Source organism: Pseudomonas putida (genome assembly GCA_041071465.1).
Lineage (GTDB): Bacteria > Pseudomonadota > Gammaproteobacteria > Pseudomonadales > Pseudomonadaceae > Aquipseudomonas > Aquipseudomonas putida_P.
The window spans coordinates 6,171,063-6,196,083 of the sequence record CP163498.1; the positions used below are offsets into that span (position 1 = coordinate 6,171,063).

Here is a 25,021-nt window from a genome sequence, read left to right on the forward strand (position 1 = left end):
GCGATGCAATGAGCCTAAACCACATCTGCCGACCTGCAAGGCATGCGACAACCCGCCACATTGCCGCTTAGTCTTTGGTCTTATAAATGGGCCGATATCACTTGGCCTTGCTGATTAGCCCGAATGGTTTGGTATACTCCGCCGCGACCGAAGGGTCATCGGGGCGAATCCCAGGAAAATGCGGACCGCCCTAGGCCATGAATGGCCACTAAGCCTGGGTTGTTACCGCAGCCCAGCACTTGACGCTCGACTGATGCATCCACCATCACCGCTCGCAGCCTCTCGACTTTCCGCTCATGGCGCTGCCAGGGCGATGCGCCTACCCTGCGCACCACGAGACTCGAGCACGCTCAGCACACAGAGAGTTAACCCGCATGCCCACCCGTTCCAAGATCATCTATACCTTCACCGACGAAGCCCCCGCCCTCGCCACCTACTCGCTGCTGCCGATCGTCGAAGCTTTCACAGCTTGCGCTGACATCGCCGTCGAAACTCGCGACATCTCCCTGGCTGGCCGTATCCTTGCCGCCTTCCCGGAGCAACTGGGCGCAGAGAAGCGAGTAGGCGATCACCTGGCGGAACTGGGCCAGCTGGCTACCACCCCTGAAGCCAACATCATCAAGCTGCCGAACATCAGCGCCTCGGTACCGCAGCTCAAAGCCGCGATCAAGGAACTGCAAGGCAAGGGCTTCAACATCCCTGACTACGCCGACGAGCCGGCCACCGCGGACGAGAAAGAGTCCCGCGCCCGCTACGACCGCATCAAGGGTTCCGCCGTGAACCCGGTGCTGCGCGAAGGCAACTCCGACCGCCGCGCGCCGCTGTCGGTCAAGAACTACGCCCGCAAGCACCCGCACAAGATGGGCGCTTGGGCCGCCGACTCCAAGTCGCACGTTGCCCACATGACCCAAGGCGATTTCTACGGCAGCGAGAAGGCCGCACTGATCGAAGGTGACGACAGCCTGCGCATCGAGCTGGTCGGCAACGATGGCAGCACCACCGTGCTGAAAGAAAAGACCGCCGTCAAAGCCGCCGAAATCATCGACTGCGCCACCATGAGCCGCAAGGCCCTGAAAGCCTTCATCGCCGAGCAGATCGCCGATGCCAAGGCTTCTGGCGTGCTGCTGTCGGTTCACCTGAAAGCCACCATGATGAAGGTCTCCGACCCAATCATGTTCGGCGTCATCGTCGAAGAGTTCTACAACGACGTGCTGGCCAAGCACGCCGCAGCACTGGCCGAAGTGGGCTTCAACGCCAACAACGGTATCGGTGACCTGTACGCCCGCATCAAGGACCTGCCAGCTGACAAGCAGGCCGAGATCGAAGCCGACATCCAGGCCCTGTACGCCGACCGCCCAGCCCTGGCCATGGTCAACTCCGACAAAGGCATCACCAACCTGCACGTGCCGAGCGACGTTATCGTCGACGCCTCGATGCCAGCCATGATCCGTGACTCGGGCAAGATGTGGAACACCGCTGGCGAACTGCAAGACGCCAAGGCCGTGATCCCGGACCGCTGCTACGCCGGCATCTACCAGGCCACCATCGAAGACTGCAAGAAACACGGCGCCTTCGACCCGACCACCATGGGCAGCGTGCCGAACGTTGGCCTGATGGCGCAAAAGGCCGAAGAGTACGGCTCCCACGACAAGACCTTCCAGATCAAGGCCGACGGCGTCGTGCGCGTGGTCGATGGCAAGGGCAACGTCGTGCTGGAACAGAACGTCGAAGCCGGTGACATCTTCCGCATGTGCCAGACCAAAGACGCTCCGATCCAGGATTGGGTCAAGCTGGCCGTCAACCGTGCCCGCCTGAGCGACACCCCGGCGGTGTTCTGGCTGGACCCGGCTCGCGCCCACGACGGCGTGATGATCGAGAAGGTACAGAAGTACCTGAAGGATCACGACACCACTGGCCTGGACATCCGCGTACTGGCCCCGGTCGACGCCATCAAGTTCTCCCTGGCCCGCATCCGCGAAGGCAAGGACACCATCTCGGTGACCGGCAACGTGCTGCGCGACTACCTGACCGACCTGTTCCCGATCATGGAACTGGGCACCAGCGCCAAGATGCTGTCGATCGTGCCGCTGATGAACGGCGGTGGCCTGTTCGAAACCGGCGCCGGCGGTTCGGCGCCCAAGCACGTACAGCAGCTGGTTGAAGAGAACTTCCTGCGTTGGGACTCGCTGGGTGAATTCCTGGCCCTGGCCGCTTCCCTGGAGCACCTGGGCAACACCTACGACAACCCGCGCGCCAAGGTTCTGGCCAACACCCTGGACCAGGCTACCGGCAAGTTCCTCGACACCAACAAGTCGCCGTCGCGCAAGGTCGGTGGTATCGACAACCGCGGCAGCCACTTCTACCTGACCCTGTACTGGGCTGAAGCCCTGGCCGCTCAGGCTGACGACGCTGCCCTGCAGGCACGCTTCGCACCGCTGGCAAAAACCCTGGCCGAGAACGAAGCGACCATCGTCGCCGAGCTCAATGCCGTTCAGGGCAAGCCAGCCGACATCGGTGGTTACTACGCCCCGGATGCCGAGCTGACCGCCAAGGTGATGCGCCCAAGCCAGACCCTGAACAGCGCCATTGCCGCCCTGTAAGGTTCGCTTGAAGTAACAGCAAAAACCCCGGCCACGCACCGGGGTTTTTGCTTTCTTAAAGTGCGTACACGGCTCCCTGTAGGAGCGGCCTTGTGTCGCGAAAGGGCTGCGAAGCGGCCCCAGATTTTCGGCTTCGCAGCGGATATCGTCGGGGCCGCTTTGCGGCCCATCGCGACACAAGGCCGCTCCTACAGGACCCGCGCCAACCCTAGGAAATACTCATGTCCTGGCAACCCCACATCACCGTCGCTACCATCGTCGAACACGAAGGCAAGTTCCTTTTCGTCGAGGAGCTCAAAGCCAACCAGCACGTCTTCAACCAACCCGCCGGCCACCTCGAACCCTTTGAGACCCTGCCCCAGGCCGCCCTGCGCGAAACCCTGGAAGAAACTGCCTGGGAAGTCGAGCTCACCGGCGTTGTCGGCATCTACCTGTACACCGCCCCCAGCAACGGCGTGACCTACCAGCGCATCTGCTTCGCCGCCCGCCCTGTGCGCCACCACGAAGACCTCGCCCTGGACAGTGACATCGTCCGCGCCGTATGGCTGACCCGCGACGAGCTGCTGGCCGACCCCGCCCGCTGGCGCAGCGAGCTGGTGCCGCGCTGCCTCGACGACTATTTGAACGGCCCGCTGCATAGCCTTGAGCTGCTGCGCGACTGACGCGGCGCCACGGGTTTGATAGAATCGGCGTTTTTCCCCTTGATCTACACCGGTACCCATGACCAGCCCAGCACTCAAAGACCCCGCCAAGACCCGCGTCATCGTCGGCATGTCCGGCGGCGTGGACTCTTCCGTCTCCGCCCTTCTGCTCATCGAGCAGGGCTACCAGGTGGAAGGGCTGTTCATGAAGAACTGGGAAGAAGACGACGGCACCGAATACTGCACCGCCCGTGAAGACCTGGCCGACGCCCAGGCCGTGTGCGACCGCATCGGCATCAAGCTGCACACCGCCAACTTCGCCGCCGAATACTGGGACAACGTGTTCGAGCACTTCCTTGAAGAATACAAGGCCGGCCGCACGCCCAACCCGGACATCCTCTGCAACCGCGAAATCAAGTTCAAGGCGTTTCTCGACTACGCCCTGTCGCTGGGTGCCGACCTGATCGCCACCGGCCACTACGTGCGCCGCCGCGACACTGGCGACCTCACCGAACTGCTCAAGGGCCTGGACCCGAACAAGGACCAGAGCTACTTCCTGCACGCCGTTGGCGGCAAGGAAATTGCCCGCACCCTATTCCCGGTCGGCGAGCTGGAAAAACCCGAAGTGCGCGCCATCGCCGAAAAACACGGCCTGGCCACCGCCAAGAAAAAGGACTCCACCGGCATCTGCTTCATTGGCGAGCGTCGTTTCAGCGATTTCCTCAAGCAGTACCTGCCAGCTCAGCCGGGTGACATCGAAACCACCGAAGGTGAAGTGATCGGCCGCCACCACGGCCTGATGTACCACACCATCGGCCAGCGGCAGGGCCTGGGCATTGGCGGCCTGAAGGATGCCGGTGACGAGCCGTGGTACGTGTTGCACAAGGACCTGACCCGCAATGTGCTGGTGGTTGGCCAAGGCAACGAACACCCATGGCTGTTCTCCCGCGCCCTGCTGGCTTCGGAGATTTTCTGGGTGAACCCGATCGACCTCAGCAGCCCGCGCCAGCTCACCGCCAAGGTGCGTTACCGCCAGAGCGACCAGCAGTGCACCCTCGAACTGACCGAAACCGGCTACCGCGCCGTGTTCGACGAGCCACAGCGCGCCGTCACCCCAGGCCAGTCGGTGGTGTTCTACGACGGCGAAGTGTGCCTGGGCGGTGGTGTAATCGAAGCCGCCGAGCCGTGGAGCCCGCGCGCATGAGCAACCTGCAGGAGCAATTGATTGCCCTGGGCGGCGTATTTCAGGCCGCTGTGCTGGTCGACCGCATTGCCCGCACCGGCCAGGCCAGCGAGGCCAATATCGGCTGCATGCTGGGCAGCCTGCTGGTACGTGACCCCAAGGACACCCTGGAGGTGTTCGGCGGTGACGACCTGAACCTGCGCGACGGCTACCGCGCGCTGGTCGGCGCCCTGGAGCGTGACCCCAGCAGCCTGCAGCGCGAGCCACTGCGCTACGCCCTGTCGATGCTGGGCCTGGAGCGCCAACTGAACAAACGTGGCGACCTGCTTGACACCATCGGCAATCGCCTGCCGCAAATCCAGTCGCAGGCCGAGCATTTCGGCCTGGTTCACGAAAACGTCATCGCTTCCAGCGGAGCCTTGTACCAGGACACGCTTAGCACCTTGCGCCAGCGCATCCAGGTGCACGGCGACATGCGTTTCCTGCAGCAGGCCAGCAACGCGTCGAAGATTCGCGCCCTGCTGCTGGCCGGCATCCGTGCCGCGCGCCTGTGGCGCCAGCTGGGTGGACACCGCTGGCAGTTGGTGTTCAGCCGTCGCAAGTTGCTGAACGAACTGTACGATATGATGCGCACACCGTCCTGAAGAAAAACGCCGGACTTGTAGGAGCGGCCTTGCGTCGCGAAAGGGCTGCGCAGCAGCCCCAGAATCGCCGCCCCAGCATAGGTTGCCGGGGCCGCTGCGCGACCCTTTCGCGACGCAAGGCCGCTCCTACAGGCATTTTTCATGTATGATATGCGCCCTTCCAAAAGCCTGACTGTCCGAGAACACCCCATGCAGCTTTCTTCGCTCACTGCGGTTTCCCCTGTAGACGGCCGTTATGCCGGCAAAACCCAGGCCTTGCGCCCCATCTTCAGCGAATTCGGCCTGATCCGTTTCCGCGCCCTGGTCGAAGTGCGCTGGCTGCAGCGCCTGGCCGCCCACCCGCAGATCGGCGAAGTGCCGGCGTTCTCCGCCGAAGCCACCGCCCTGCTGGACAACCTGGCCAGCGATTTCAAGCTGGAACACGCCGAGCGCGTGAAGGAAATCGAGCGCACCACCAACCACGACGTCAAGGCGATCGAATACCTCCTCAAGGAGCAGGCCGCCAAGCTGCCTGAGCTGGCCAAAGTCAGCGAATTCATCCACTTCGCCTGCACCAGCGAGGACATCAACAACCTGTCCCACGCCCTGATGCTGCGCGCCGGCCGTGACGACGTGCTGCTGCCGCTGATGCGCCAGATCGCCGACGCCATCCGCGCCCTGGCCCACGCCCACGCCGATGTGCCGATGCTGTCGCGCACCCACGGCCAGCCGGCTTCGCCGACCACCCTGGGCAAAGAGCTGGCCAACGTCGTGTACCGCCTGGAGCGCCAGATCGCCCAGGTTGCCGCCGTGCCGCTGCTGGGCAAGATCAACGGCGCCGTGGGCAACTACAACGCCCACCTGTCCGCCTACTCGCAAATCGACTGGGAAGAAAACGCCCGCGCCTTCATCGAAGACGAGCTGGGCCTGCAGTTCAACCCGTACACCACCCAGATCGAGCCGCACGACTACATCGCCGAGTTGTTCGACGCCATTGCCCGCTTCAACACCATCCTGATCGACTTCGACCGTGACGTGTGGGGCTACATCTCGCTGGGCTACTTCAAGCAGAAGACCGTTGCCGGCGAAATCGGCTCGTCGACCATGCCGCACAAGGTCAACCCGATCGACTTCGAAAACTCCGAAGGCAACCTGGGTATCGCCAACGCGCTGTTCCAGCACCTGGCCAGCAAGCTGCCGATCTCGCGCTGGCAGCGTGACCTGACCGACTCCACCGTGCTGCGCAACCTGGGCGTGGGCTTTGCCCACAGCGTCATCGCCTATGAAGCCAGCCTGAAGGGCATCGGCAAGCTGGAAGTCAACGAAGCCCGCATCGCCGCCGACCTGGACGCCTGCTGGGAAGTGTTGGCCGAGCCGATCCAGACCGTGATGCGCCGCTTCAACATCGAAAACCCCTACGAGAAGCTCAAAGAGCTGACCCGTGGCAAGGGCATCACCCCTGAAGCGCTGCTGACCTTCATCGACGGCCTGGACATGCCAGCCGACGCCAAGGCCGAGCTCAAGCTGCTGACCCCCGCTACCTACATCGGTAACGCGGCAGCCCAGGCCAAACGCATCTAAGCTGACCGTCGCGTACAACGCCCGGCCTGGCCGGGCGTTTTTATTCCCGGACGAAAATTACGTTTTTTCAATAGGTTGAACATGAATCCTGATACTCCACTGCAGCTGCTCGGCGGCATCTCGGCCCGCGAATTCATGCGCGACTACTGGCAGAAGAAGCCGCTGCTGGTGCGCCAGGCCTTCCCGGACTTCATCAGCCCCATCGACCCCGACGAACTGGCCGGCCTGGCCCTTGAAGACGAAGTCGAGTCGCGCATCGTGCTGGAGCACGGCGCCCACCCATGGGAACTGCGTCGCGGCCCGTTCAACGAAGACACCTTCGCCGAGCTGCCGGAAAAGGACTGGACCCTGCTGGTACAGGCCGTGGACCAGTTCGTCCCGGAAGTGGCCGAGCTACTGGAAAACTTCCGCTTCCTGCCCAGCTGGCGCATTGATGACGTGATGATCAGCTTCGCCGCCCCCGGTGGCAGCGTCGGCCCGCACTTCGACAACTACGACGTGTTCCTGCTGCAGGGCCACGGCCAGCGCAACTGGAAGATCGGCCAGATGTGCAGCAGCGACAGCCCGCTGCTGGAGCACGCCGACCTGCGTATCCTGGCCGAGTTCGAGCAGAGCGAAGAGTGGACCCTGGAACCCGGCGACATGCTCTACCTGCCACCGCGCCTGGCCCACTACGGCGTGGCCGTGGACGACTGCCTGACCTACTCGGTAGGCTTCCGCGCACCTAGCGCCGCCGAAGTGCTGACCCACTTCACCGACTTCCTGGGCCAGTTCCTGCCCGACGAAGAGCGCTACAGCGACGCTGACGCCCAGCCAGCCAGCGACCCGCACCAGATCCAGCACGACGCGCTCGACCGCCTCAAGGCGCTGCTCGACAAGCACATGGGCGACAAGGACCTGTTGCTGACCTGGTTCGGCCAATTCATGACCGAGCCGCGCTACCCGGAGCAGATCGTCGGCGAAGAGCTGAGCGAGGAAGAGCTGATCGACGCCCTTGAACAAGGCGCCATCCTGATCCGCAACCCGAGCGCACGCCTGGCCTGGTCGGAATTCGAAGACGACCTGTTGCTGTTCGCCAGCGGCCGCAGCTGCCCACTGCCGGGCAAATTGCGCGAGCTGCTGAAGCTGGTATGCGCGGCCGACGCCCTGCACATCGACAACCTGGCAGACTGGCTGCAAGACGAAGATGGCCTTATGCTGGTACAGCAGTTGGTCAAACAGGGAAGTCTGGGATTCGCCAATGAATAAGATCAGCGTTCGCCTCGCCGACTGGCAGAAAGACAACGCCGACATTCGCCGTATCCGGGAAGCGGTGTTCATTGCCGAGCAGCACGTGCCACCAGAGCTGGAGTGGGACTCGGATGACCCGACCGCAGCGCACTTCCTGGCCCAGGAAGGCGACTACCCGATCGGTACTGCCCGCCTGCTGCCTGACGGCACCATTGGCCGGGTATCGGTGCTGAAGGACTGGCGCGGGCTGAAGGTGGGTGACGCGCTGATGAATGCGGTTATCGACGAAGCGCAGAACCGCGACCTGAAGCAGCAGATGCTCAGCGCCCAGGTACACGCCACACCGTTCTACGAGCGGTTGGGCTTTCGCGTAGTCAGCGAAGAGTTCTCGAAGCCGGCATCCCGCATGTGGACATGGTGCGCGACTCGCGCGTCTGATTCATGACGTGTACCGGCCTCTTCGCGGGCAAGCCTGCGAAGAGGCCGGTACACGTCATGTATATCCTTGCTGACAAAAAACCTGTACATCCATCCAGATAAAACTTGCCTCCGCGCCCCTGCTTGCGCATCCTAGGGCCTATCAGCCCCGATAAAGCGTCCCCGGCCATGCGCCTGTTCCTCTGCGAAAAACCCTCCCAGGCAAAAGACATCGCCAAAGTGCTCGGCGCCAACCGCAAAGGCGACGGCTGCTGGCAAGGCACCGACGTCTGCGTCACCTGGTGCATCGGCCACCTGCTGGAAACCGCCCCGCCCGACAGCTATGACGAACGCTACAAGCGCTGGAACCTGGCCGACCTGCCGATCATTCCCGACAAGTGGAAGATGCTGGTCAAGCCCAAGACTGCCAGCCAGTTCAAGGCGGTCAAGCGCCTGCTCGGCGAAGCACGGGAGCTGGTGATCGCCACCGACGCCGACCGCGAAGGCGAAATGATCGCCCGCGAGCTGGTCGAGCATTGCCGCTACCGTGGCCCGGTGCAGCGCCTGTGGCTGTCGGCGCTGGATGACGCCTCCATCCGCAAGGCCTTGGCGCGCCTGCTGCCGGGCCATGAAACGTTCAACCTGTACCATTCGGCGCTAGGTCGCTCGCGCGCCGACTGGCTGATCGGCATGAACATGAGCCGGCTGTTCACCCTGCTGGGCCGCCAATCCGGCTACCAGGGCGTGCTGCCGGTGGGCCGGGTACAAACACCTACCTTGCGCCTGGTGGTCGACCGCGACCGCAGCATCGCCGATTTCGTGCCGGTGCCGTTCTGGGCCATCGAGGTGCAACTGGAACACGCCGCTCAGCGCTTCAATGCCCAATGGCGCGCCCCCGAAGACGCCTGCGACGACCAGGGTCGCTGCCTGAAGCAGGACCTGGCACAACAGGCCGCCACCGACATCGGCAATGCCGCCACTGCCCGGGCCGTCAAGGTAGCCACCGAGCGCGTCCGCGAAGCCGCGCCGCTGCCCTTCGACCTCGGCACCCTGCAGGAGCTGTGCTCGAAAAAATTCGGCCTGGGCGCCCAGGAAACCCTCGACATTGCCCAGGCCCTGTACGAAACCCACAAACTGATCACCTACCCGCGCAGCGATTGCGGCTACTTGCCGCAAAGCCAGCATGCCGAGGCACCCGCGATCCTCGCTGCACTGCAGCGAGCCGATGCCAGCCTCACGCCGCTGCAACCCTACCTCGAGCCGCAACGCCGCTCACGGGCCTGGAACGACGCCAAGGTCAGCGCCCACCACGGCATAATCCCCACTGCCGCCGCCAGTGACCCGTCGCGCCTGCCGGCCAAGCACAAGGCGGTGTATACCCTGATCCGCGCCCGTTACCTGGCGCAGTTCCTGCCCAACCATGAGTACGATCGTACCCAGGCCGACTTCGACTGCGCTGGCCATGCCCTGCGCGCGGTGGGCAAGCAAATTGTCGAACCGGGTTGGCGCCGTGCCCTGCCCGAAGCGCTGACGCCAGCCAAGGGTCGCGAAGCCCCACCGGCCCAGGTGCTGCCAGCGCTGTGCGAAGGCCAGGACTGCACAGTGCATGGCCTGCAGCTGAAAGACCTGTGGACCCAGCCGCCCAAGCCGTTCACCGAAGGCGACCTGATCAAGGCGATGAAGAACGTGGCCAAGCTGGTGGACGATCCACGACTGAAACAGAAGCTCAAGGAAACCACCGGCATCGGCACCGAGGCCACCCGCGCCAGTATTATCCAGGGCCTGCTCGACCGTGGTTACCTGGTGAAGAACGGCAAGGCATTGGCGGCCACGCCAGCAGCCTTCAGCCTGATCGACGCCGTGCCGCGCGCCATTGCCGACCCAGGCACCACGGCAATCTGGGAGCAGGCGCTGGACATGGTGCAAAGCGGCGAGATGACCCTGGAAGAGTTCGTCGCCAGGCAATCAACGTGGATGGGCAAGCTGGTCGAGCGGTGCAGTGGCATGCGCATGACAATCAGCGGGCCGGCGGCCGGGGCGGCGCCTCCCTGGAAAAAGAAGCGTCGCGGTGGCGGAAAAAGCAAAGCGGCTGGAAGCAAGGCTACCGCCAGCAAGCCGCGGCAGCCTCGGAAAAAGGCTTCAACCTGACCGTCACATTGGCACCATGAAATTTACATGCTAAGTTTTCATGAAAATAACCACAATAAATTTCATGGAAGCCCGGCATGTTCAAACAGTCCGCTCAGCACGTCGCCAGCTACTACGCCCAGACCTACCCCGCCAACATCCCATTACGCCCTACCCTGCAAGGCACCCACGACACCGACGTACTCATCATCGGCGCCGGCTTCAGCGGCCTGCACACTGCCCTGCGCCTGACTCAGGCCGGCAAGCGCGTCACATTGCTGGAAGCCAGCCGGGTTGCCTGGGCTGCCTCCGGGCGCAACGGGGGCCAGGCGCTGTTGGGTTGGTCGTGCGACATGCCGCCGCTGGAAAAAGCCCTGGGCATCGAACGTACCCAACGGTTGTGGGCCAGCATGTGCTGGGCCGCCGACGAAATGCGCGAACTGCCCCAGCGCCACGGCTTCGATATCGACTACCGGCTGGGCAGCCTGTGGACTGCTGTCATGCCGCGCCGAGTGAAAATACTTGAAGAAGCCCTGCACGAGGCCGAACACAAGTGGGGCTACGACGCCCTGCGCCTGATCGGCCGTGACGAGCTGCCGCAATGGGTCGACAGCCCGCGCTACCAGGCCGCGCTGTACGACGCCAAAGGGGCACACCTCAACCCGCTGAAACTGGCGCAAGGCCTGGCCAGCACCCTCGAGGCTGCTGGCGGGCGCATCTACGAGCAAAGCCAGGTGCTCAGTTACCACCAGGCTGGCGACGGCTTTGTCGCCCGTACCGACCACGGCGAAGTACGCGCCCAGATGTTGGTGCTGGCCTGCAACGCCTACATCGACCGCCTCGATCGTGGTCTGTCGAGGCGCCTGTTGCCCGTTGGCTCCTACCAGGTAGCTACCGCGCCGCTGGACGCCGACTTGGCCCGTTCGCTGCTGCCGCGCAACAGCTGCGTGATCGACAACCAGTTCGTGCCCGACTACTTCCGCCTCACCCCAGACCACCGGCTGCTGTTCGGCGGTGGCTGCACTTATCTGGGGGGCATTCCCAAGGACGTCGCCAGCGCCACCCGCCCCTACCTGGAGCGGGTGTTCCCGCAACTGGCCGGGGTAGCCATCGACTATGCCTGGGGCGGCCATATCGACTGCAGCATCCAGCGCACCCCGGACGTCGGCCGCGAAGGCCAGCGCTACTGGCTGCAGGGCTTCTCCGGCCACGGCGTGCTGCCGACCCTGGCTGCAGCACGGGCCGTGAGCGACGCCATCCTCGGTGACGACGACCTGCTGACGCTGTACCAAGGGATCGACAACGGCCGGTTCCCCGGCGGCGATCTGCTGGCAGCACCACTGGAAGCTGCCGCCAAGGCCTGGTACAGAATGCGCGATCGCGTCTGAAGACGGCCGGGCGCTTGCTACGCTGAAATCTCTCCTATTCTCAATAGCTCCCTTAGGTGCCTGCACACAGGAGACCCGACCGTGAGCTATGTGACCACGAAGGATGGCGTACAGATTTTCTACAAGGACTGGGGCCCGCGCGATGCCCCGGTCATCCACTTCCACCATGGCTGGCCGCTCAGTGCCGATGACTGGGACGCGCAAATGCTGTTCTTCCTCGCCCAAGGTTACCGCGTGGTCGCCCACGACCGGCGTGGCCATGGCCGCTCCAGCCAGGTATGGGACGGGCACGACATGGACCACTACGCCGACGATGTGGCCGCCGTGGTCGCCCACCTGGGCACTCAGGGCGCTGTGCATGTCGGCCACTCGACCGGGGGTGGCGAGGTGGTGCGTTACATAGCCCGACACCCGGAAGACAAGGTGGCCAAAGCCGTGCTGATCGCTGCCGTACCGCCACTGATGGTGCAAACGCCCGGCAACCCAGGCGGCCTGCCCAAGGCGGTGTTCGACGGTTTCCAGGCCCAGGTGGCCAGCAACCGGGCGCAGTTCTACCGGGATGTTCCAGCCGGGCCGTTCTACGGCTACAACCGCCCCGGTGTCGAAGCCAGCGAAGGTATCATCGGCAACTGGTGGCGCCAGGGCATGATCGGTAGCGCCAAGGCCCATTACGACGGCATCGTGGCATTTTCCCAGACCGACTTCACGGAGGACCTGAAGGGTATCGAGCAGCCTGTGCTGGTGATGCATGGCGACGATGACCAGATCGTGCCGTATGAAAACGCCGGGGTGCTGTCGGCCAAGTTACTGCCCAATGGCACGCTGAAAATCTACAAGGGCTACCCGCATGGCATGCCGACTACCCATGCCGATGTGATCAACGCGGATTTACTGGCATTTATCCGTAGTTGATGTAGTTGCGTCTACACCGGCCTCTTCGCGGGCTTACCCGCGAAGAGGCCGGCACTGGCAACACATTCACCCGAGGATTACCATGTCCCCCTTCTAGTGCGGCTCTTTGCCGCCCCTTGCCTCTCTGCCTGTCAAAACCCATGCCCTTCGAACTCACCGTAGAACCCCTAACTCTGCTGATACTGGCCCTGGTCGCCTTCGTCGCCGGTTTCATCGATGCTATCGCCGGTGGCGGCGGCCTGCTCACCACCCCGGCCCTGCTCACCGCCGGCATGCCGCCGCACCTGGTACTGGGCACCAACAAGCTCAGCTCCACCTTCGGCTCGGCCACCGCCGGTTTCACCTACTACAAGCGCAAACTCTTCCACCCGGCGCAGTGGCGCCCTGCCTTGTTCGCCACCTTGATCGGGGCACTGCTCGGCGCGGTCATCGCCCACTACATGCCCGCCGAATGGCTGAACAAGATGCTGCCGGTCATCGTCTTCGCCTGTGGCATCTACCTGCTGTTCGGTGGCACGCCCAAGGCGCCGCTGGATGCCGATGCCCCCATCAAGAAGAAGTGGCAAGTGCCGCAAGGCTTCACCCTGGGCTTCTACGACGGCGTGGCCGGCCCGGGTACCGGGGCGTTCTGGACGGTCAGCACCCTGCTGCTGTACCCCATCGACCTGGTCCGCGCCAGCGGCGTGGCGCGCAGCATGAACTTCGTCAGCAACATCGCGGCGCTGACGGTGTTCATCATTTCCGGGCAGGTGGACTACATCGTCGGCCTGTGCATGGGCCTGTCGGTGATGGTCGGCGCCTTCTTCGGCGCACGCACGGCGATCAGTGGCGGCAGCAAATTCATCCGCCCTGTGTTCATCACCGTGGTACTGGCGTTGACCGTTCGCCTAGCGTGGCAGCACTGGTTCGGGCAGGCCTAAGCGGCGCGCCACGTAGAGGTCGATCAGATACCGGGCAATGGAGCGCCCGGCCGGCAGCGGCGGCAGGTCGTGAACGCTGAACCACTGGGCGTCCTCGATCTCGTCCGGTTGCATGACGATATCGCCACCAGCGTACTCAGCATGGAAGCCGAGCATCATCGAATGCGGGAACGGCCAGCATTGGCTGCCGACGTACTGAATATTCTGCACCTCAACCGCCACTTCTTCTCGCACTTCACGCACCAGGCAGTCCTCGGCCGATTCACCCGGCTCTGCAAAACCTGCCAAGGTGCTGTACACCCCGGTGACGAAGCGTGGCGAACGCGCCAGCAGGATTTCATCGCCACGGGTCACCAAAACGATCATGCTCGGCGAGATGCGCGGGTAGCTGCGCAGGTCGCAGGGCTGGCAATACATTGCCCGCTCCCAGCGAATTTGCGTCATGGCCTGGCCGCAGCTGCCGCAGAAGCGGTGCTCGCGGGCCCAGGTGCCGATTTGCGCGGCGTAGCCCAGCACCTTGTAGGTGTCGAAGTCGCCTTCGAGCATGAAGGCGCGAAGGCCGCGCCAGCTGCAGCCGGGTACATCGGTGGCGCTGCACAGTTCCAGCAGGAACACCGGCTGGCCGTCAAAATGGCCGATGCCGTGCTCGCACAGCACATTGAGGTCCTGGCGCTTGAGCCAGTCGCGGGGGAACAGCGCGTCGTTGGCGTCCACCAGAAACCCGTCCGGGCTGCGGGCCACGGCCAGCCCCCCGGTGATTTGCGGGTCGAGTACTGCGGTAGTCCAGCGTGCTGACATGTCGGGGGGTTCCTTTACTGCGCGTCCCCCGGCCCGATCAGTCGGCGAACGTCGGTTTTGTTTGCTCATGTGCGCCGCCACGGCCACGCGCAAGTCTTCGGATTGCAGCATCGCGGCGTTCCAGGTGGCGATGTAGTCCAGGCCATCGTCGATGCGATGGTCACGCATGTAGCTGAGCATTTCCTTGGTGCCGGCCACGGCGATTGGCGATTTTGCGGCAATTTCGCGGGCGATGGCAAAGACACCGTCCATCAGTGCGGCCTGATCATCATAAACCCGGTTGACCAGGCCTATGCGCAGCGCCTCGTCGGCCGCCACATTGCGCCCGGTGAAGGCCAGCTCACGCATCATGCCGTCGCCGATGATACGTGGCAAACGTTGCAGTGTACCGACATCGGCCGCCATGCCCATGTCGATTTCCTTGATCGAAAACTGCGCATCAACGCTGCAGTAACGCATGTCGCAGGCCGAGACAAGGTCGATAGCGCCGCCGATGCAATAGCCCTGCACGACGGCCAGTACTGGCTTGCGGCACTTGTCCACGGCAGTGAACGAGGCCTGCAGGCGCTGGATGGTCTTGCGCAGGAAACGCGCATTGCGGCCCACGTCCTTGCCCATCTGCCCGGCCAGGGACGCCAGCATCATCAGGTCGATACCGGCAGAGAAGTGCTTGCCGGCACCGCTGACTACCACGGCGCGCACGGCATCGGTGTCGTCGATCCACTGGAAGATTTCGACGATCTCATCCCAGAAGGCCGCGTTCATCGCGTTGACCTTTTCCGGGCGGTTGATCTGAACGTGGGCGATGTTGTCGGTCAGTTCGACCTTGAATGCACTGTACTCGGTCACGGGCGGCACTCCTGCGGGTGAAAGGTTCATGGCCCGGATGTTAACCCAGCCCGATGACCGCACTTGTGCCAAAAGCGGGACTGCGCGACTTGCCTAAGTCGTGCTGATACGGCACCGTGCGCCATCGCCGAATTATAAGGATACATATTCATGTCACGCTCCCTGACCGGCGCCCTCGCCCATGGCTTTCTGGGCCAGTCGCCGCTTTGGTACAAGGCGATTATCTGCCTGTTCCTGGTGCTCAACCCGCTGCTGCTGGTAACCGTAGGCCCGGTTGCGGCCGGCTGGGCGCTGGTGCTCGAGTTCATCTTCACCTTGGGCATGGCGCTGAAGTGCTACCCGTTGATGCCCGGCGGCCTGTTGCTGGTCGAAGCCCTGCTGCTGCAAATGACCACACCACAGGCGTTGTACGAGGAACTGCAACACAACTTCCCGGTGATTCTGCTGCTCATGTTCATGGTGGCCGGCATTCACTTCATGAAGGAGCTGCTGCTGTTCCTGTTCTCGCGCATCCTGCTTGGGGTGCGCTCGAAGGCAATCCTGTCGCTGCTGTTCTGCGTGCTGTCGGCGTTTCTTTCGGCGTTTCTCGATGCGCTGACCGTGACGGCGGTAATCATCAGCGCCGCCGTCGGCTTCTATGCGGTGTACCACCGCGTCGCGTCCGGGGCCAATCCGCGTGAAGACAGTGCACTGGACAGCGACCAGCAGGTCGCCCAGCTGCACCGCGAAGACCTCGACCAGTTCCGCGCCTTCCTGCGCAGCCTGCTGATGCATGGCGCGGTGGGCACCGCCCTGGGCGGGGTTTGCACGTTGGTGGGCGAGCCGCAGAACCTGCTGATCGGCCACGAAATGGGTTGGCACTTCGCCGATTTCTTCTTCAAGGTGGCCCCCGTGTCGCTGCCGGTGCTGGGTGCCGGCCTGCTGACCTGCGTGCTGCTGGAAAAGCTGCGCCTGTTCGGCTATGGCACGTTGATGCCCGAGCCGGTACGCCAGGTGCTGGCCGCCTATGCGGCCGAAGACGACGCCGCGCGCACTCAGGCGCAACGCATCGCACTGTGGGTGCAAGGGCTCGCTGCGCTGATCCTGATCATCTGCCTGGGGCTGCATGTGGCCGAGGTCGGCCTGATTGGCCTGATGGTGATCGTGCTGATCACGGCCTTTACCGGTATCACCGACGAACACCGCCTGGGCCGTGCCTTCCAGGACGCCATGCCGTTCACTTCGCTGCTGGTGGTGTTTTTCGCCGTGGTCGCAGTAATTCACCAGCAGCAACTGTTCAGCCCCTTGATCAGCTGGGTGCTGACTCTGCCGACCGAGCAGCAACCGGGCATGCTGTACCTGGCCAACGGTTTGCTGTCGGCGATAAGCGACAACGTGTTCGTCGCCACTATCTATATCACCGAAGTGAAACAGGCATTTCTCAATGGCGGCATGAGCCGCGAGCATTTCGAAACGCTGGCGGTGGCGATCAACACCGGCACCAACCTGCCCAGCGTGGCGACGCCTAACGGGCAGGCGGCGTTTCTGTTTCTGCTGACCTCGGCGATTGCGCCGTTGATCCGGCTGTCGTATGGCCGAATGGTGTGGATGGCGTTGCCCTATACCGTAGTGATGGGTGGGCTGGGATGGTGGGCAGTGACCTACTGGCTGTGAGTTTGTAACGGCCCTTTCGCGGGTGAGCCCGTGAAAGGGGCCGGCACAGGTCAACCCTGTCGATTTTGCCTTTTGCCATTCGACTACCCATGAAGGCCGCCACCCCCAGGCTGCCAACCGGAGAGTCCCCATGCGCAAACTCATCGTAGCCGCCTTCATCAGCCTCGACGGCGTCATGCAAGCCCCCGGTGGCCCGCAAGAGGACACCAGCGGCGGTTTCAGTTACGGCGGCTGGATCGTGCCCTACGCCGAAGAAGTCTTCGGCCAGGCCATGCAGGCATTGTTCAGCCAGCCCTTCGAGTTGCTGCTCGGCCGGCGCACGTATGACATCTTTGCTGGCTACTGGCCAAAAATAAAAGACGACTCGCAAGACTTCTCCATCGCCAACCTGTTCAACAGCGTACCCAAGCACGTAGCCACCCACACCCCTGCTACCCTCGAGTGGCACAACAGCCACCCGCTTGGCGGGGACGTAGCCGCAGCGGTAAGCGCACTTAAACAGCAAGACGGCGCCAACCTGCTGACCCAGGGCAGCGCCGACCTTGTGCAGCAACTGCTGGCGGCCGACCTGGTCGATGAACTGCAATTGTTGATCCACCCCTTGCTGCTAGGCCACGGTAAACGCCTGTTCGGCAATGATGCGGCAGCGGCGGCTTTCACCCTGCAGCACTGGGTGGTCTCACCCAAGGGCGTGGTCATCGCCCGCTACGTGCGCGCAGGTCAAGTGCAGACCGGCTCATTCGAATAAAGGTAAACGCGTACAACTTTTGCCCCGCGCCCGCATCGAAACACAGGTAAGCCCCCATCCGCCTCAAGGAGGTTCACCATGGCGCTACGTACCACGCTGCTGCTTTCCTGCATGACCCTGGCCCTGCTCGGCTGCGCTGGCAACGATCACCCGGCACCGCCGCGCACCCAGCAGGTGGACCTGCAACGCTATCAGGGCACCTGGTACGAACTGGCACGGCTGCCCATGTTCTTCCAGCGTAACTGCGTGCAGTCCGAGGCGCACTATGGCCTGCGTACCGATGGCCGCATCGACGTAACCAACCGCTGCAAGGAAAAGGACGGCCAATGGAATGAAGCCAAGGGCATCGCCGAGGCCCAGCAACCGGGCAGCACCGACAAGCTGTGGGTACGCTTCGACAACTGGTTCAGCCGCCTGGCACCGGGCCTGACCAAGGGCGAGTACTGGGTGCTGTACCACGACAAAGACTACCGCGTGGCGCTGGTCGGGCACCCCAACCGTGAGTACCTGTGGTTGCTTTCGCGCACGCCGGCGGTCACCGACCAACAGCGCGAGCAACTGTTGACGATCGCTCGCGAGCAAGGCTATGACACCAGCAAGCTCATCTGGCGCCAGGGCGACTAGCAGGCCGTCGACGGCAGGCGGCAATCGGGCTATGGTGTGCGCCCTTTATCGCCTCGAAGGAACGAGCCCGTGACGCCCCAACCGCTGCCAACACCGCGCATCCGCTTTCTTGCCCTGTGTGTGTTCCACCATCAGGGCAAGATCCTCGTCAACGTGTTCGACGACCCGTCCAGTGGGCAGACCCTGTGCCGCCCGCTGGGTGGCGGTATCGAGTTCGGTGAGCTGGGCCGCGACGCCATCGCCCGGGAAATCACCGAGGAACTGGGCCAGCCGATCAGCGCGGTAAAACTGCTCGGCACCCTGGAAAGCCTGTTCACCTATGCCGGCAAGCCAGGGCATGAGATCGTGCAGGTGTATGACGCGCGCTTCGATGATGCCAGCCTGTACCAGCAAGACTGGCTTGACGGCCAGGAGTCCGACAGCAGCCCGTTCCGTGCGCGCTGGTGCGACAGCGCCGACTTCGCACGCATTGGCCCGCTGGTGCCACAAGGGCTGCAGGCCCTGCTGCGCGACCTGTCGCTGTTGAGCTGAAAAAGGGAACCTGAACCATGGACCTGCTGTTCCTCGGCACCTCCGCCGGGGTGCCGACCAAGGCACGCAATGTCAGCGCCACGGCCGTGATCGAAACCAACGGCAGCCACTGGTACCTGGTCGATTGCGGCGAAGGCACCCAGCACCGGCTGTTGCATACGCCACTGTCGATCCGCGACCTGCGTGCAATCTTCATCACCCACGTGCATGGCGACCATTGCTTTGGCCTGCCCGGCCTGCTGGCCAGCGCTGGCATGAGCGGGCGCACCCAGCCGCTGGAGCTGATTCTGCCCGTCGCGCTGCACGACTGGGTACGCCAGGGCCTGGTGGCCAGCGACACGTTCCTGCCATTCGAGTTGCGCTTGTTGGCCGTGGAGGAACTGGCCGAATGGCGCAACGAGGCCCTGCAGGTGACCACCGTGCAACTGTCGCACCGGGTGCCCAGCGTGGGCTTCGTGTTCACTGAACTCAACCCCGAACCCCGCCTGGACACCCAGCGGCTGCAAGCCGAAGGTATCCCCCGTGGCCCGCTGTGGGGCGAACTGGCCAAAGGCCTGACGGTGCAGCATGACGGGCAGTTGCTGGACGGTCACGACTACCTGCGCCCGTCACGCCCGCCACGGCGGGTGATCGTGTGCGGGGACAACGACAACCCCGAGCTGCTGGCCGACGTCGCCAAGGGTGCGGACGTACTGGTGCATGAGGCCACGTTCACCCAGGCGGTGGTCGAACGCACCGGGGTCACGTTCGGCCACAGCACCGCCGCTGCAGTGGCGCGCTTTGCCGAGGGCGCTGGTGTGCGCAACCTGGTACTGACGCATTTCAGCGCCCGTTACCAAAGCGACCCAAGGCGTAGCCCCAACATCGACAACGTGCGCGACGAGGCCCTCGCCCATTACAGCGGGCAGCTGACCCTGGCGCAGGACCTGCAGCGCTATCACCTTGGCCGTGATGGCTGTCTTGAGCCGGTCGGATGATTTAGCATGGCCGGTTTTTTCCAAAAGGACTTGGCCATGCAACGCATCGTGATACTGGGCAACGCCGGCAGTGGTAAATCCACCCTGGCCCGGCAGATTGGCGCACGGTTGGGGGCGCCCGTGGTGCACCTCGACACGCTGTTCTGGGAGGCCGGTTGGGTGGAGGCAGATGCCAGACGTTCCGCGCCCGCGTGCGCGAAGCGGTTGCCGGGGAAACCTGGGTATGTGAGGGCAACTATGCTCGCCGCACATTCGACCTGCGCTTGCCCCGGGCCGACCTGGTCATCTGGCTGGATACGCCACGGCTGACGTGCCTGAAAAGGGTGATCCTGCGCAGTGTGCTGAACAAGCCACGCCCGGACCTGCCTGCTGGTTGCAGCGAGCGGCTGGACCGGGCGTTTCTGGAGTTTCTCAAGTTTGTGTGGACATTCGATCGGGGCTATCGGCCTGGGATCGAGGCGATGCGCCAGGCTGTCGGGCCGCAGGTGCCGGTGGTGCATGTGCAAGGTAGGCGACAGATTGAGGCGCTGCTGGCAGACCTCAGACAGCCTGTATCAACAGCGCGCGCCCAGTAGAGACGTTCGCCCGAGGTGCTATGCCGCCAACCGCCCGCTGGCAATCGCCTCCGACGCCGCCAGCATCGCCCGCAGCAACACCGCACATCCCGCTGCCAGGTCACCAGGCGTGGCGTTCTCGATCTCGTTATGGCTGATGCCGTTTTCGCACGGCACGAAGATCATCCCCGCCGGCCCCAGCTCGGCCAGGAAGATCGCGTCATGCCCCGCACCGCTGACGATGTCCATAAGCGGCAGGCCCAAGGCCTTGGCCGATTCGCGCACGGCATCGACGCAGCCTTTGTCAAAGTACAGCGCCGGGAAGTCGGCCGTGGGCACCAGCTCATGGCTCAGGCCATGCTTGGCGCAGGTCGCTTCGATCACCGCGCGTACCTCGGCAATCATCGCATTCAGCTGCTCGCCTTCGAGGTGACGGAAGTCCAGCGTCATGCGCACTTCGCCCGGGATCACGTTACGCGACCCTGGGTACGCCTGCAGACAACCTACCGTGCCACAGGCATGCGGTTGGTGGCCAAGGGCGGTGCGGTTGACCGCCTCCACCACGGCGGCAGCGCCTACCAGGGCGTCCTTGCGCAGGTGCATGGGCGTTGGGCCGGCGTGGGCTTCGACGCCGCGCAGGGTCAGGTCGAACCACTTCTGGCCCAGGGCGCCAAGGACCACGCCGATGGTCTTGGCCTGATCCTCCAGAATCGGCCCCTGCTCGATATGCGCTTCGAAATACGCCCCCACCGGGTGGCCCAGCACCGCACGCGGGCCAGCGTAGCCAATGGCGTTCAACGCTTCGCCAACGCTGACACCCTGGGCATCGCGCTTGGCCAGGGTGTCCGCAAGGGTGAACTTGCCGGCGAACACGCCTGAACCCATCATGCAGGGCGCAAAACGTGAACCCTCCTCGTTGGTCCACACCACCACTTCCAGCGGTGCTTCGGTTTCCACGCCCAGGTCGTTGAGGGTGCGGATCACCTCCAGCCCGGCCATCACCCCGAAGCAGCCATCGAACTTGCCGCCGGTGGGTTGGGTGTCGATATGGCTGCCGGTCATCACCGGTGGCAGCTTGGGGTTACGCCCAGGGCGGCGGGCGAAGATGTTGCCGACCGCGTCGATACTGACCGTGCAACCAGCGGCCTCGCTCCACTGCACGAACAGGTCTCGAGCCTGGCGGTCGAGGTCGGTCAAGGCCAGGCGGCAGACGCCGCCCTTGGCGGTGGCACCGAGGCGCGCCAGGTCCATCAGCGATTGCCACAGCCGGTTGCTGTCGACGTGCTGGGCGGTGGTCTTCAGGATCTCTTTGACGGGGGTCACGGGTATCTCCTTCAGGCTTTTTTTGTTGTTGGTGCGGGCCTCTTCGCGGGCAAGCCCGCTCCCACTGGGTTGCGTGCCGCCAGGCCGGCGAAGACGTAGTACAGCGCCCCACCCAGCAGCGAGCCGGTAAACCAGCCGTAGTCGTAGAACCAGCTGAAACTGCTGTTGCCAATTGCCAACACCGTCAGCCCCACCGGCAAGGCGAAGGCGGCAAACCCGGCCCAGTTCCACGCCGGGTACACGTCGTCGCGGTACAGCCCAGCCAGGTCCAACTGCTGCCGGCGGATCAGGAAGTAGTCCACCACCATGATCCCGGCAATCGGCCCCAGCAGGCTGGAATAGCCCAGCAGCCAGTTGGAATACACGCTCTCAAGGCTCAGGTCGGAGACGATCAACCCCAGCTTCTTCAGCAGCTCATGGCCCATCAAGGCCAGGCCGATGAAGCCAGTCAGCCATACCGCGCGGCTGCGCCCGATCAGCCGAGGGGCGATGTTCTGGAAGTCGTTGGTCGGCGACACGATGTTCGCCGCCGTGTTCGTCGACAGCGTGGCGATCACGATCAGCGCCATGGCCAGGGCCACCCAGAACGGGCTGTGGATCTTGCCGATCAGGCTGACCGGGTCGGACACCGTTTCGCCCACCAGCGACGCCGAGGCGGCGGTCAGCACCACACCTAGCGAAGCGAACAGGAACATGGTCAGCGGCAAGCCGAAGATCTGCCCAAGAATCTGGTCCTTCTGGCTGCGGGCGTAGCGGCTGAAATCGGGAATGTTCAGCGACAACGTGGCCCAGAAGCCGACCATGGCGGTAAGCCCGGCGCAGAAGTAGCTGACCACGCTCGCCCCTTCGGGGCGCTTGGGCGGCTGCGCCAGCAGTTCGGTCATCGACATGTGCGGCAAGGCCCAGAACAGCAGGCCGACGCCCACCGCCACCAGCAGCGGTGCCGAGAGGGTTTCCAGCCACTTGATCGACTCGGCGCCGCGCAGTACCACCCACAGGTTCAGGCACCAGAAAATCATGAAGCCAATCACCTCACCGGTGCCCTCCAGGGCCTTCCAGCCGTCGAACACCGAGCCGAGGAACAGGTGAATGGCCAGCCCGCCGAACAGGGTCTGGATACCGAACCAACCACAGGCGACTACCGCGCGAATCAGGCACGGTACGTTGGAGCCCAGGATGCCGAACGACGAGCGCAGCAACACCGGGAACGGTATGCCGTACTTGGTACCGGGGAAGGCGTTGAGGGTAAGCGGTATCAGCACGATCACGTTGGCCAGCAGGATTGCCAGCAACGCTTCGCCGACACTGAGGCCAAAGTAGGCGGTGAGCACGCCGCCCAAGGTGTAGGTGGGTACGCAGATGGACATGCCTACCCACAGGGCGGTGATGTGCCATTTGTTCCAGGTGCGCTGATGCACCTTGGTCGGTGCGATGTCGTGGTTGTAGCGCGGGCTGTCGAGGACATCGCTACCCTCGGACAGCTCGAACAGGCCATTTTGCTCGACCACTTCCGATCTGCTCTGTTGCATGGGGCCTTCTCCAGATTTTCTTGTAGTTGTTTGCTCATCGGGCTAATTCGATGGCCGGAGTACACACGCGCATTGGTGCTTAGAAATCTTGACCAGAATTCCATCTTGTCAAGTAAGTCAAAAACCTCTGAAAGCCCCGCAGTCAGCAGGTCATTAAAAAATAAATGTTAAATATCAAATAGTTAAAGACCACAAATTTAATGGGAAAATTTTCTTGCTGATTTCCAGATCAGCATCTAGCCTCGAATCTTGTCAGGACTGACAGGATTAACCGCCCTGCCTGCCTGCACCCAAGACAATTCCAAGAACCGGCCAAGACCGGTCAGCCTGCGAGGAAAACGGCATGTCCCTGTTGATCCGTGGCGCCACCGTGGTTACCCACGAAGAGAGTTACCCCGCCGATGTCCTGTGTGCCGATGGCCTGATTCGCGCCATCGGGCAAAACCTCGAACCGCCCACCGACTGCGAGATTCTCGATGGCAGCGGCCAGTACCTGATGCCCGGCGGCATCGACCCGCACACCCATATGCAGTTGCCGTTCATGGGCACCGTGGCCAGCGAGGACTTCTTCAGCGGCACCGCTGCGGGCCTGGCCGGCGGCACCACATCGATCATCGACTTCGTCATCCCCAACCCGCAGCAATCCTTGCTTGAGGCCTTCCACACCTGGCGCGGCTGGGCGCAGAAAAGCGCCAGCGACTACGGCTTCCACGTCGCCATCACCTGGTGGAGCGAGCAGGTGGCCGAAGAGATGGGCGAGCTGGTGACCCAGCATGGGGTGAACAGCTTCAAGCATTTCATGGCCTACAAGAATGCGATCATGGCCGCCGACGACACCCTGGTGGCCAGCTTCGAGCGCTGCCTGCAACTGGGCGCGGTGCCCACCGTGCATGCCGAGAACGGCGAGCTGGTGTACCACCTGCAGAAAAAGCTGCTGGCCCAGGGCCTGACCGGGCCAGAGGCACATCCCCTTTCGCGCCCTTCGCAAGTGGAAGGTGAAGCGGCCAGCCGCGCCATCCGCATTGCCGAAACGATTGGTACACCGCTGTATGTGGTGCATATTTCCAGCCGTGAAGCGCTGGATGAAATCACCTATGCGCGCGCCAAGGGCCAGCCGGTTTACGGCGAAGTCTTGCCTGGCCACCTGCTACTGGACGACAGCGTTTACCGTGACCCGGACTGGGCCACCGCCGCCGGTTATGTGATGAGCCCGCCGTTCCGCCCACGCGAGCATCAGGAGGCGCTGTGGCGCGGCCTGCAATCGGGAACCTGCACACCACCGCCACCGACCACTGCTGCTTCTGCGCCGAGCAGAAAGCCATGGGGCGCGACGACTTCAGCCGCATCCCCAACGGCACCGCCGGTATCGAAGACCGCATGGCGGTGCTGTGGGATGCCGGGTCAACAGCGGGCGCCTGTCGATGCACGAGTTCGTCGCACTCACCTCCACCAACACGGCGAAAATCTTCAACCTGTTCCCGCGCAAGGGCGCCATCCGCGTGGGTGCCGATGCCGACCTGGTGCTGTGGGACCCAGAGGGCACCCGCACCATCTCCGCCCAAACCCACCACCAGCGGGTGGACTTCAACATCTTCGAAGGCCGCACCGTGCGCGGCATCCCCAGCCACACCATTAGCCAGGGCAAGGTGCTCTGGGCCGACGGTGACCTGCGCGCCGAAGCCGGCGCAGGGCGGTATGTGGAACGGCCGGCGTATCCGTCGGTGTATGAGGTGCTGGGGCGCAGGGCCGAACAGCAGCGGCCGACGCCCGTTCAGCGCTAAGCCATTGGGGCTGCTGCGCAGCGGCCCCAAAA

General features: G+C 63.6%; 18 protein-coding genes and 4 pseudogenes. 18 read left to right on the forward strand and 4 right to left on the reverse strand.

Annotated elements, in window-relative coordinates; all coding sequences use genetic code 11:
- The first annotated feature begins 374 nt into the window (after positions 1 to 374).
- The 11 genes and pseudogenes from AB5975_28345 (at position 375) to AB5975_28395 (ending at position 13,622) form a co-directional block, all read left to right on the forward strand.
- Positions 375 to 2,600 (forward strand): NADP-dependent isocitrate dehydrogenase, encoded by a 2,226-nt coding sequence (locus tag AB5975_28345; GenBank protein XDR20290.1) that lies wholly within the window; start codon positions 375 to 377, stop codon positions 2,598 to 2,600.
- Positions 2,601 to 2,821: 221 nt separating this feature from the next.
- Positions 2,822 to 3,262 (forward strand): NUDIX hydrolase, encoded by a 441-nt coding sequence (locus tag AB5975_28350; protein XDR20291.1) that lies wholly within the window; start codon positions 2,822 to 2,824, stop codon positions 3,260 to 3,262.
- 58 nt (positions 3,263 to 3,320) lie between these two features.
- On the forward strand, positions 3,321 to 4,445 hold the full coding sequence (gene mnmA, locus AB5975_28355; GenBank protein XDR20292.1) for a tRNA 2-thiouridine(34) synthase MnmA: 1,125 nt from the start codon (positions 3,321 to 3,323) through the stop codon (positions 4,443 to 4,445).
- Positions 4,442 to 5,068: a high frequency lysogenization protein HflD gene (gene hflD / locus AB5975_28360; GenBank protein XDR20293.1), complete on the forward strand. Its 627-nt coding sequence runs from the start codon at positions 4,442 to 4,444 to the stop codon at positions 5,066 to 5,068. The genes mnmA and hflD overlap by 4 nt, the downstream gene beginning before the upstream one ends.
- A 189-nt stretch (positions 5,069 to 5,257) precedes the next feature.
- Positions 5,258 to 6,628, forward strand: coding sequence for an adenylosuccinate lyase (gene purB / locus AB5975_28365; protein XDR20294.1), 1,371 nt, complete (start codon positions 5,258 to 5,260; stop codon positions 6,626 to 6,628).
- 81 nt (positions 6,629 to 6,709) lie between these two features.
- The gene (locus AB5975_28370) at positions 6,710 to 7,876 is read left to right on the forward strand and encodes a cupin domain-containing protein (protein XDR20295.1); all 1,167 of its coding nucleotides are present in this window, start codon (positions 6,710 to 6,712) and stop codon (positions 7,874 to 7,876) included.
- Positions 7,869 to 8,296 (forward strand): annotated as a pseudogene (locus tag AB5975_28375) (GNAT family N-acetyltransferase). The gene AB5975_28370 and the pseudogene AB5975_28375 overlap by 8 nt, the downstream one beginning before the upstream one ends.
- Positions 8,297 to 8,464: 168 nt before the next feature.
- Entirely contained in the window at positions 8,465 to 10,423 is a 1,959-nt protein-coding gene (locus AB5975_28380) for a DNA topoisomerase III (GenBank protein XDR20296.1), read from the forward strand.
- Positions 10,424 to 10,500: 77 nt separating this feature from the next.
- A complete protein-coding gene (locus AB5975_28385; GenBank protein XDR20297.1) occupies positions 10,501 to 11,790 on the forward strand; it encodes an NAD(P)/FAD-dependent oxidoreductase in 1,290 nt (429 codons plus the stop codon).
- 81 nt (positions 11,791 to 11,871) lie between these two features.
- A complete protein-coding gene (locus tag AB5975_28390) occupies positions 11,872 to 12,702 on the forward strand; it encodes an alpha/beta fold hydrolase (GenBank protein ID XDR20298.1) in 831 nt (276 codons plus the stop codon).
- Positions 12,703 to 12,842: 140 nt separating this feature from the next.
- A complete protein-coding gene (locus AB5975_28395; protein XDR20299.1) occupies positions 12,843 to 13,622 on the forward strand; it encodes a TSUP family transporter in 780 nt (259 codons plus the stop codon).
- Here AB5975_28395 and nudC read toward each other — a convergent pair.
- Entirely contained in the window at positions 13,590 to 14,420 is an 831-nt protein-coding gene (gene nudC, locus AB5975_28400; protein ID XDR20300.1) for an NAD(+) diphosphatase, read from the reverse strand. The two genes, AB5975_28395 and nudC, sit on opposite strands and share 33 nt — an antisense overlap.
- Positions 14,421 to 14,457: 37 nt before the next feature.
- Positions 14,458 to 15,269: pseudogene (locus tag AB5975_28405) on the reverse strand (crotonase/enoyl-CoA hydratase family protein).
- Between the two features lie 150 nt (positions 15,270 to 15,419).
- Here AB5975_28405 and nhaB point away from each other — a divergent pair.
- The 6 genes and pseudogenes from nhaB to AB5975_28435 all read left to right on the forward strand — a co-directional run bounded on the left by nhaB (position 15,420) and on the right by AB5975_28435 (position 20,377).
- Positions 15,420 to 16,922 (forward strand): sodium/proton antiporter NhaB, encoded by a 1,503-nt coding sequence (nhaB, locus tag AB5975_28410; GenBank protein ID XDR20301.1) that lies wholly within the window; start codon positions 15,420 to 15,422, stop codon positions 16,920 to 16,922.
- Between the two features lie 130 nt (positions 16,923 to 17,052).
- Positions 17,053 to 17,670, forward strand: coding sequence for a dihydrofolate reductase family protein (locus AB5975_28415; protein XDR20302.1), 618 nt, complete (start codon positions 17,053 to 17,055; stop codon positions 17,668 to 17,670).
- A 78-nt stretch (positions 17,671 to 17,748) separates the two neighbouring features.
- Complete coding sequence (locus AB5975_28420) at positions 17,749 to 18,294, forward strand: lipocalin family protein (GenBank protein ID XDR20303.1); 546 nt, start codon at positions 17,749 to 17,751, stop codon at positions 18,292 to 18,294.
- 84 nt (positions 18,295 to 18,378) lie between these two features.
- The gene (locus AB5975_28425; GenBank protein XDR23050.1) at positions 18,379 to 18,825 is read left to right on the forward strand and encodes an NUDIX hydrolase; all 447 of its coding nucleotides are present in this window, start codon (positions 18,379 to 18,381) and stop codon (positions 18,823 to 18,825) included.
- A gap of 17 nt (positions 18,826 to 18,842) precedes the next feature.
- Entirely contained in the window at positions 18,843 to 19,802 is a 960-nt protein-coding gene (locus tag AB5975_28430; protein ID XDR20304.1) for a ribonuclease Z, read from the forward strand.
- Positions 19,803 to 19,838: 36 nt separating this feature from the next.
- Positions 19,839 to 20,377, forward strand: a pseudogene (locus tag AB5975_28435) (AAA family ATPase).
- A gap of 18 nt (positions 20,378 to 20,395) precedes the next feature.
- Here the strand turns inward: AB5975_28435 and AB5975_28440 are convergent.
- Together AB5975_28440 and AB5975_28445 are read right to left on the reverse strand one after the other, a co-directional pair.
- A complete protein-coding gene (locus AB5975_28440; protein ID XDR20305.1) occupies positions 20,396 to 21,679 on the reverse strand; it encodes a Zn-dependent hydrolase in 1,284 nt (427 codons plus the stop codon).
- Between the two features lie 11 nt (positions 21,680 to 21,690).
- On the reverse strand, positions 21,691 to 23,208 hold the full coding sequence (locus AB5975_28445) for an NCS1 family nucleobase:cation symporter-1 (GenBank protein XDR20306.1): 1,518 nt from the start codon (positions 23,206 to 23,208) through the stop codon (positions 21,691 to 21,693).
- A gap of 343 nt (positions 23,209 to 23,551) precedes the next feature.
- Here AB5975_28445 and hydA point away from each other — a divergent pair.
- A pseudogene (hydA, locus tag AB5975_28450) lies at positions 23,552 to 24,989 on the forward strand (dihydropyrimidinase).
- Positions 24,990 to 25,021 lie beyond the last annotated feature (32 nt).

Excerpts from the sequence above, each read along its gene's own strand:
- purB (XDR20294.1), top strand. The coding sequence starts at position 5,258 with ATGCAGCTTTCTTCGCTCACTGCGGTTTCCCCTGTAGACGGCCGTTAT.
- AB5975_28380 (XDR20296.1), top strand. The coding sequence starts at position 8,465 with ATGCGCCTGTTCCTCTGCGAAAAACCCTCCCAGGCAAAAGACATCGCC.
- AB5975_28350 (XDR20291.1), top strand. The coding sequence starts at position 2,822 with ATGTCCTGGCAACCCCACATCACCGTCGCTACCATCGTCGAACACGAA.
- AB5975_28415 (XDR20302.1), top strand. The coding sequence starts at position 17,053 with ATGCGCAAACTCATCGTAGCCGCCTTCATCAGCCTCGACGGCGTCATG.
- AB5975_28385 (XDR20297.1), top strand. The coding sequence starts at position 10,501 with ATGTTCAAACAGTCCGCTCAGCACGTCGCCAGCTACTACGCCCAGACC.
- mnmA (XDR20292.1), top strand. The coding sequence starts at position 3,321 with ATGACCAGCCCAGCACTCAAAGACCCCGCCAAGACCCGCGTCATCGTC.
- AB5975_28370 (XDR20295.1), top strand. The coding sequence starts at position 6,710 with ATGAATCCTGATACTCCACTGCAGCTGCTCGGCGGCATCTCGGCCCGC.
- AB5975_28395 (XDR20299.1), top strand. The coding sequence starts at position 12,843 with ATGCCCTTCGAACTCACCGTAGAACCCCTAACTCTGCTGATACTGGCC.
- AB5975_28345 (XDR20290.1), top strand. The coding sequence starts at position 375 with ATGCCCACCCGTTCCAAGATCATCTATACCTTCACCGACGAAGCCCCC.
- AB5975_28445 (XDR20306.1), bottom strand. The coding sequence starts at position 23,208 with ATGCAACAGAGCAGATCGGAAGTGGTCGAGCAAAATGGCCTGTTCGAG.
- AB5975_28430 (XDR20304.1), top strand. The coding sequence starts at position 18,843 with ATGGACCTGCTGTTCCTCGGCACCTCCGCCGGGGTGCCGACCAAGGCA.
- hflD (XDR20293.1), top strand. The coding sequence starts at position 4,442 with ATGAGCAACCTGCAGGAGCAATTGATTGCCCTGGGCGGCGTATTTCAG.
- nudC (XDR20300.1), bottom strand. The coding sequence starts at position 14,420 with ATGTCAGCACGCTGGACTACCGCAGTACTCGACCCGCAAATCACCGGG.
- AB5975_28420 (XDR20303.1), top strand. The coding sequence starts at position 17,749 with ATGGCGCTACGTACCACGCTGCTGCTTTCCTGCATGACCCTGGCCCTG.
- nhaB (XDR20301.1), top strand. The coding sequence starts at position 15,420 with ATGTCACGCTCCCTGACCGGCGCCCTCGCCCATGGCTTTCTGGGCCAG.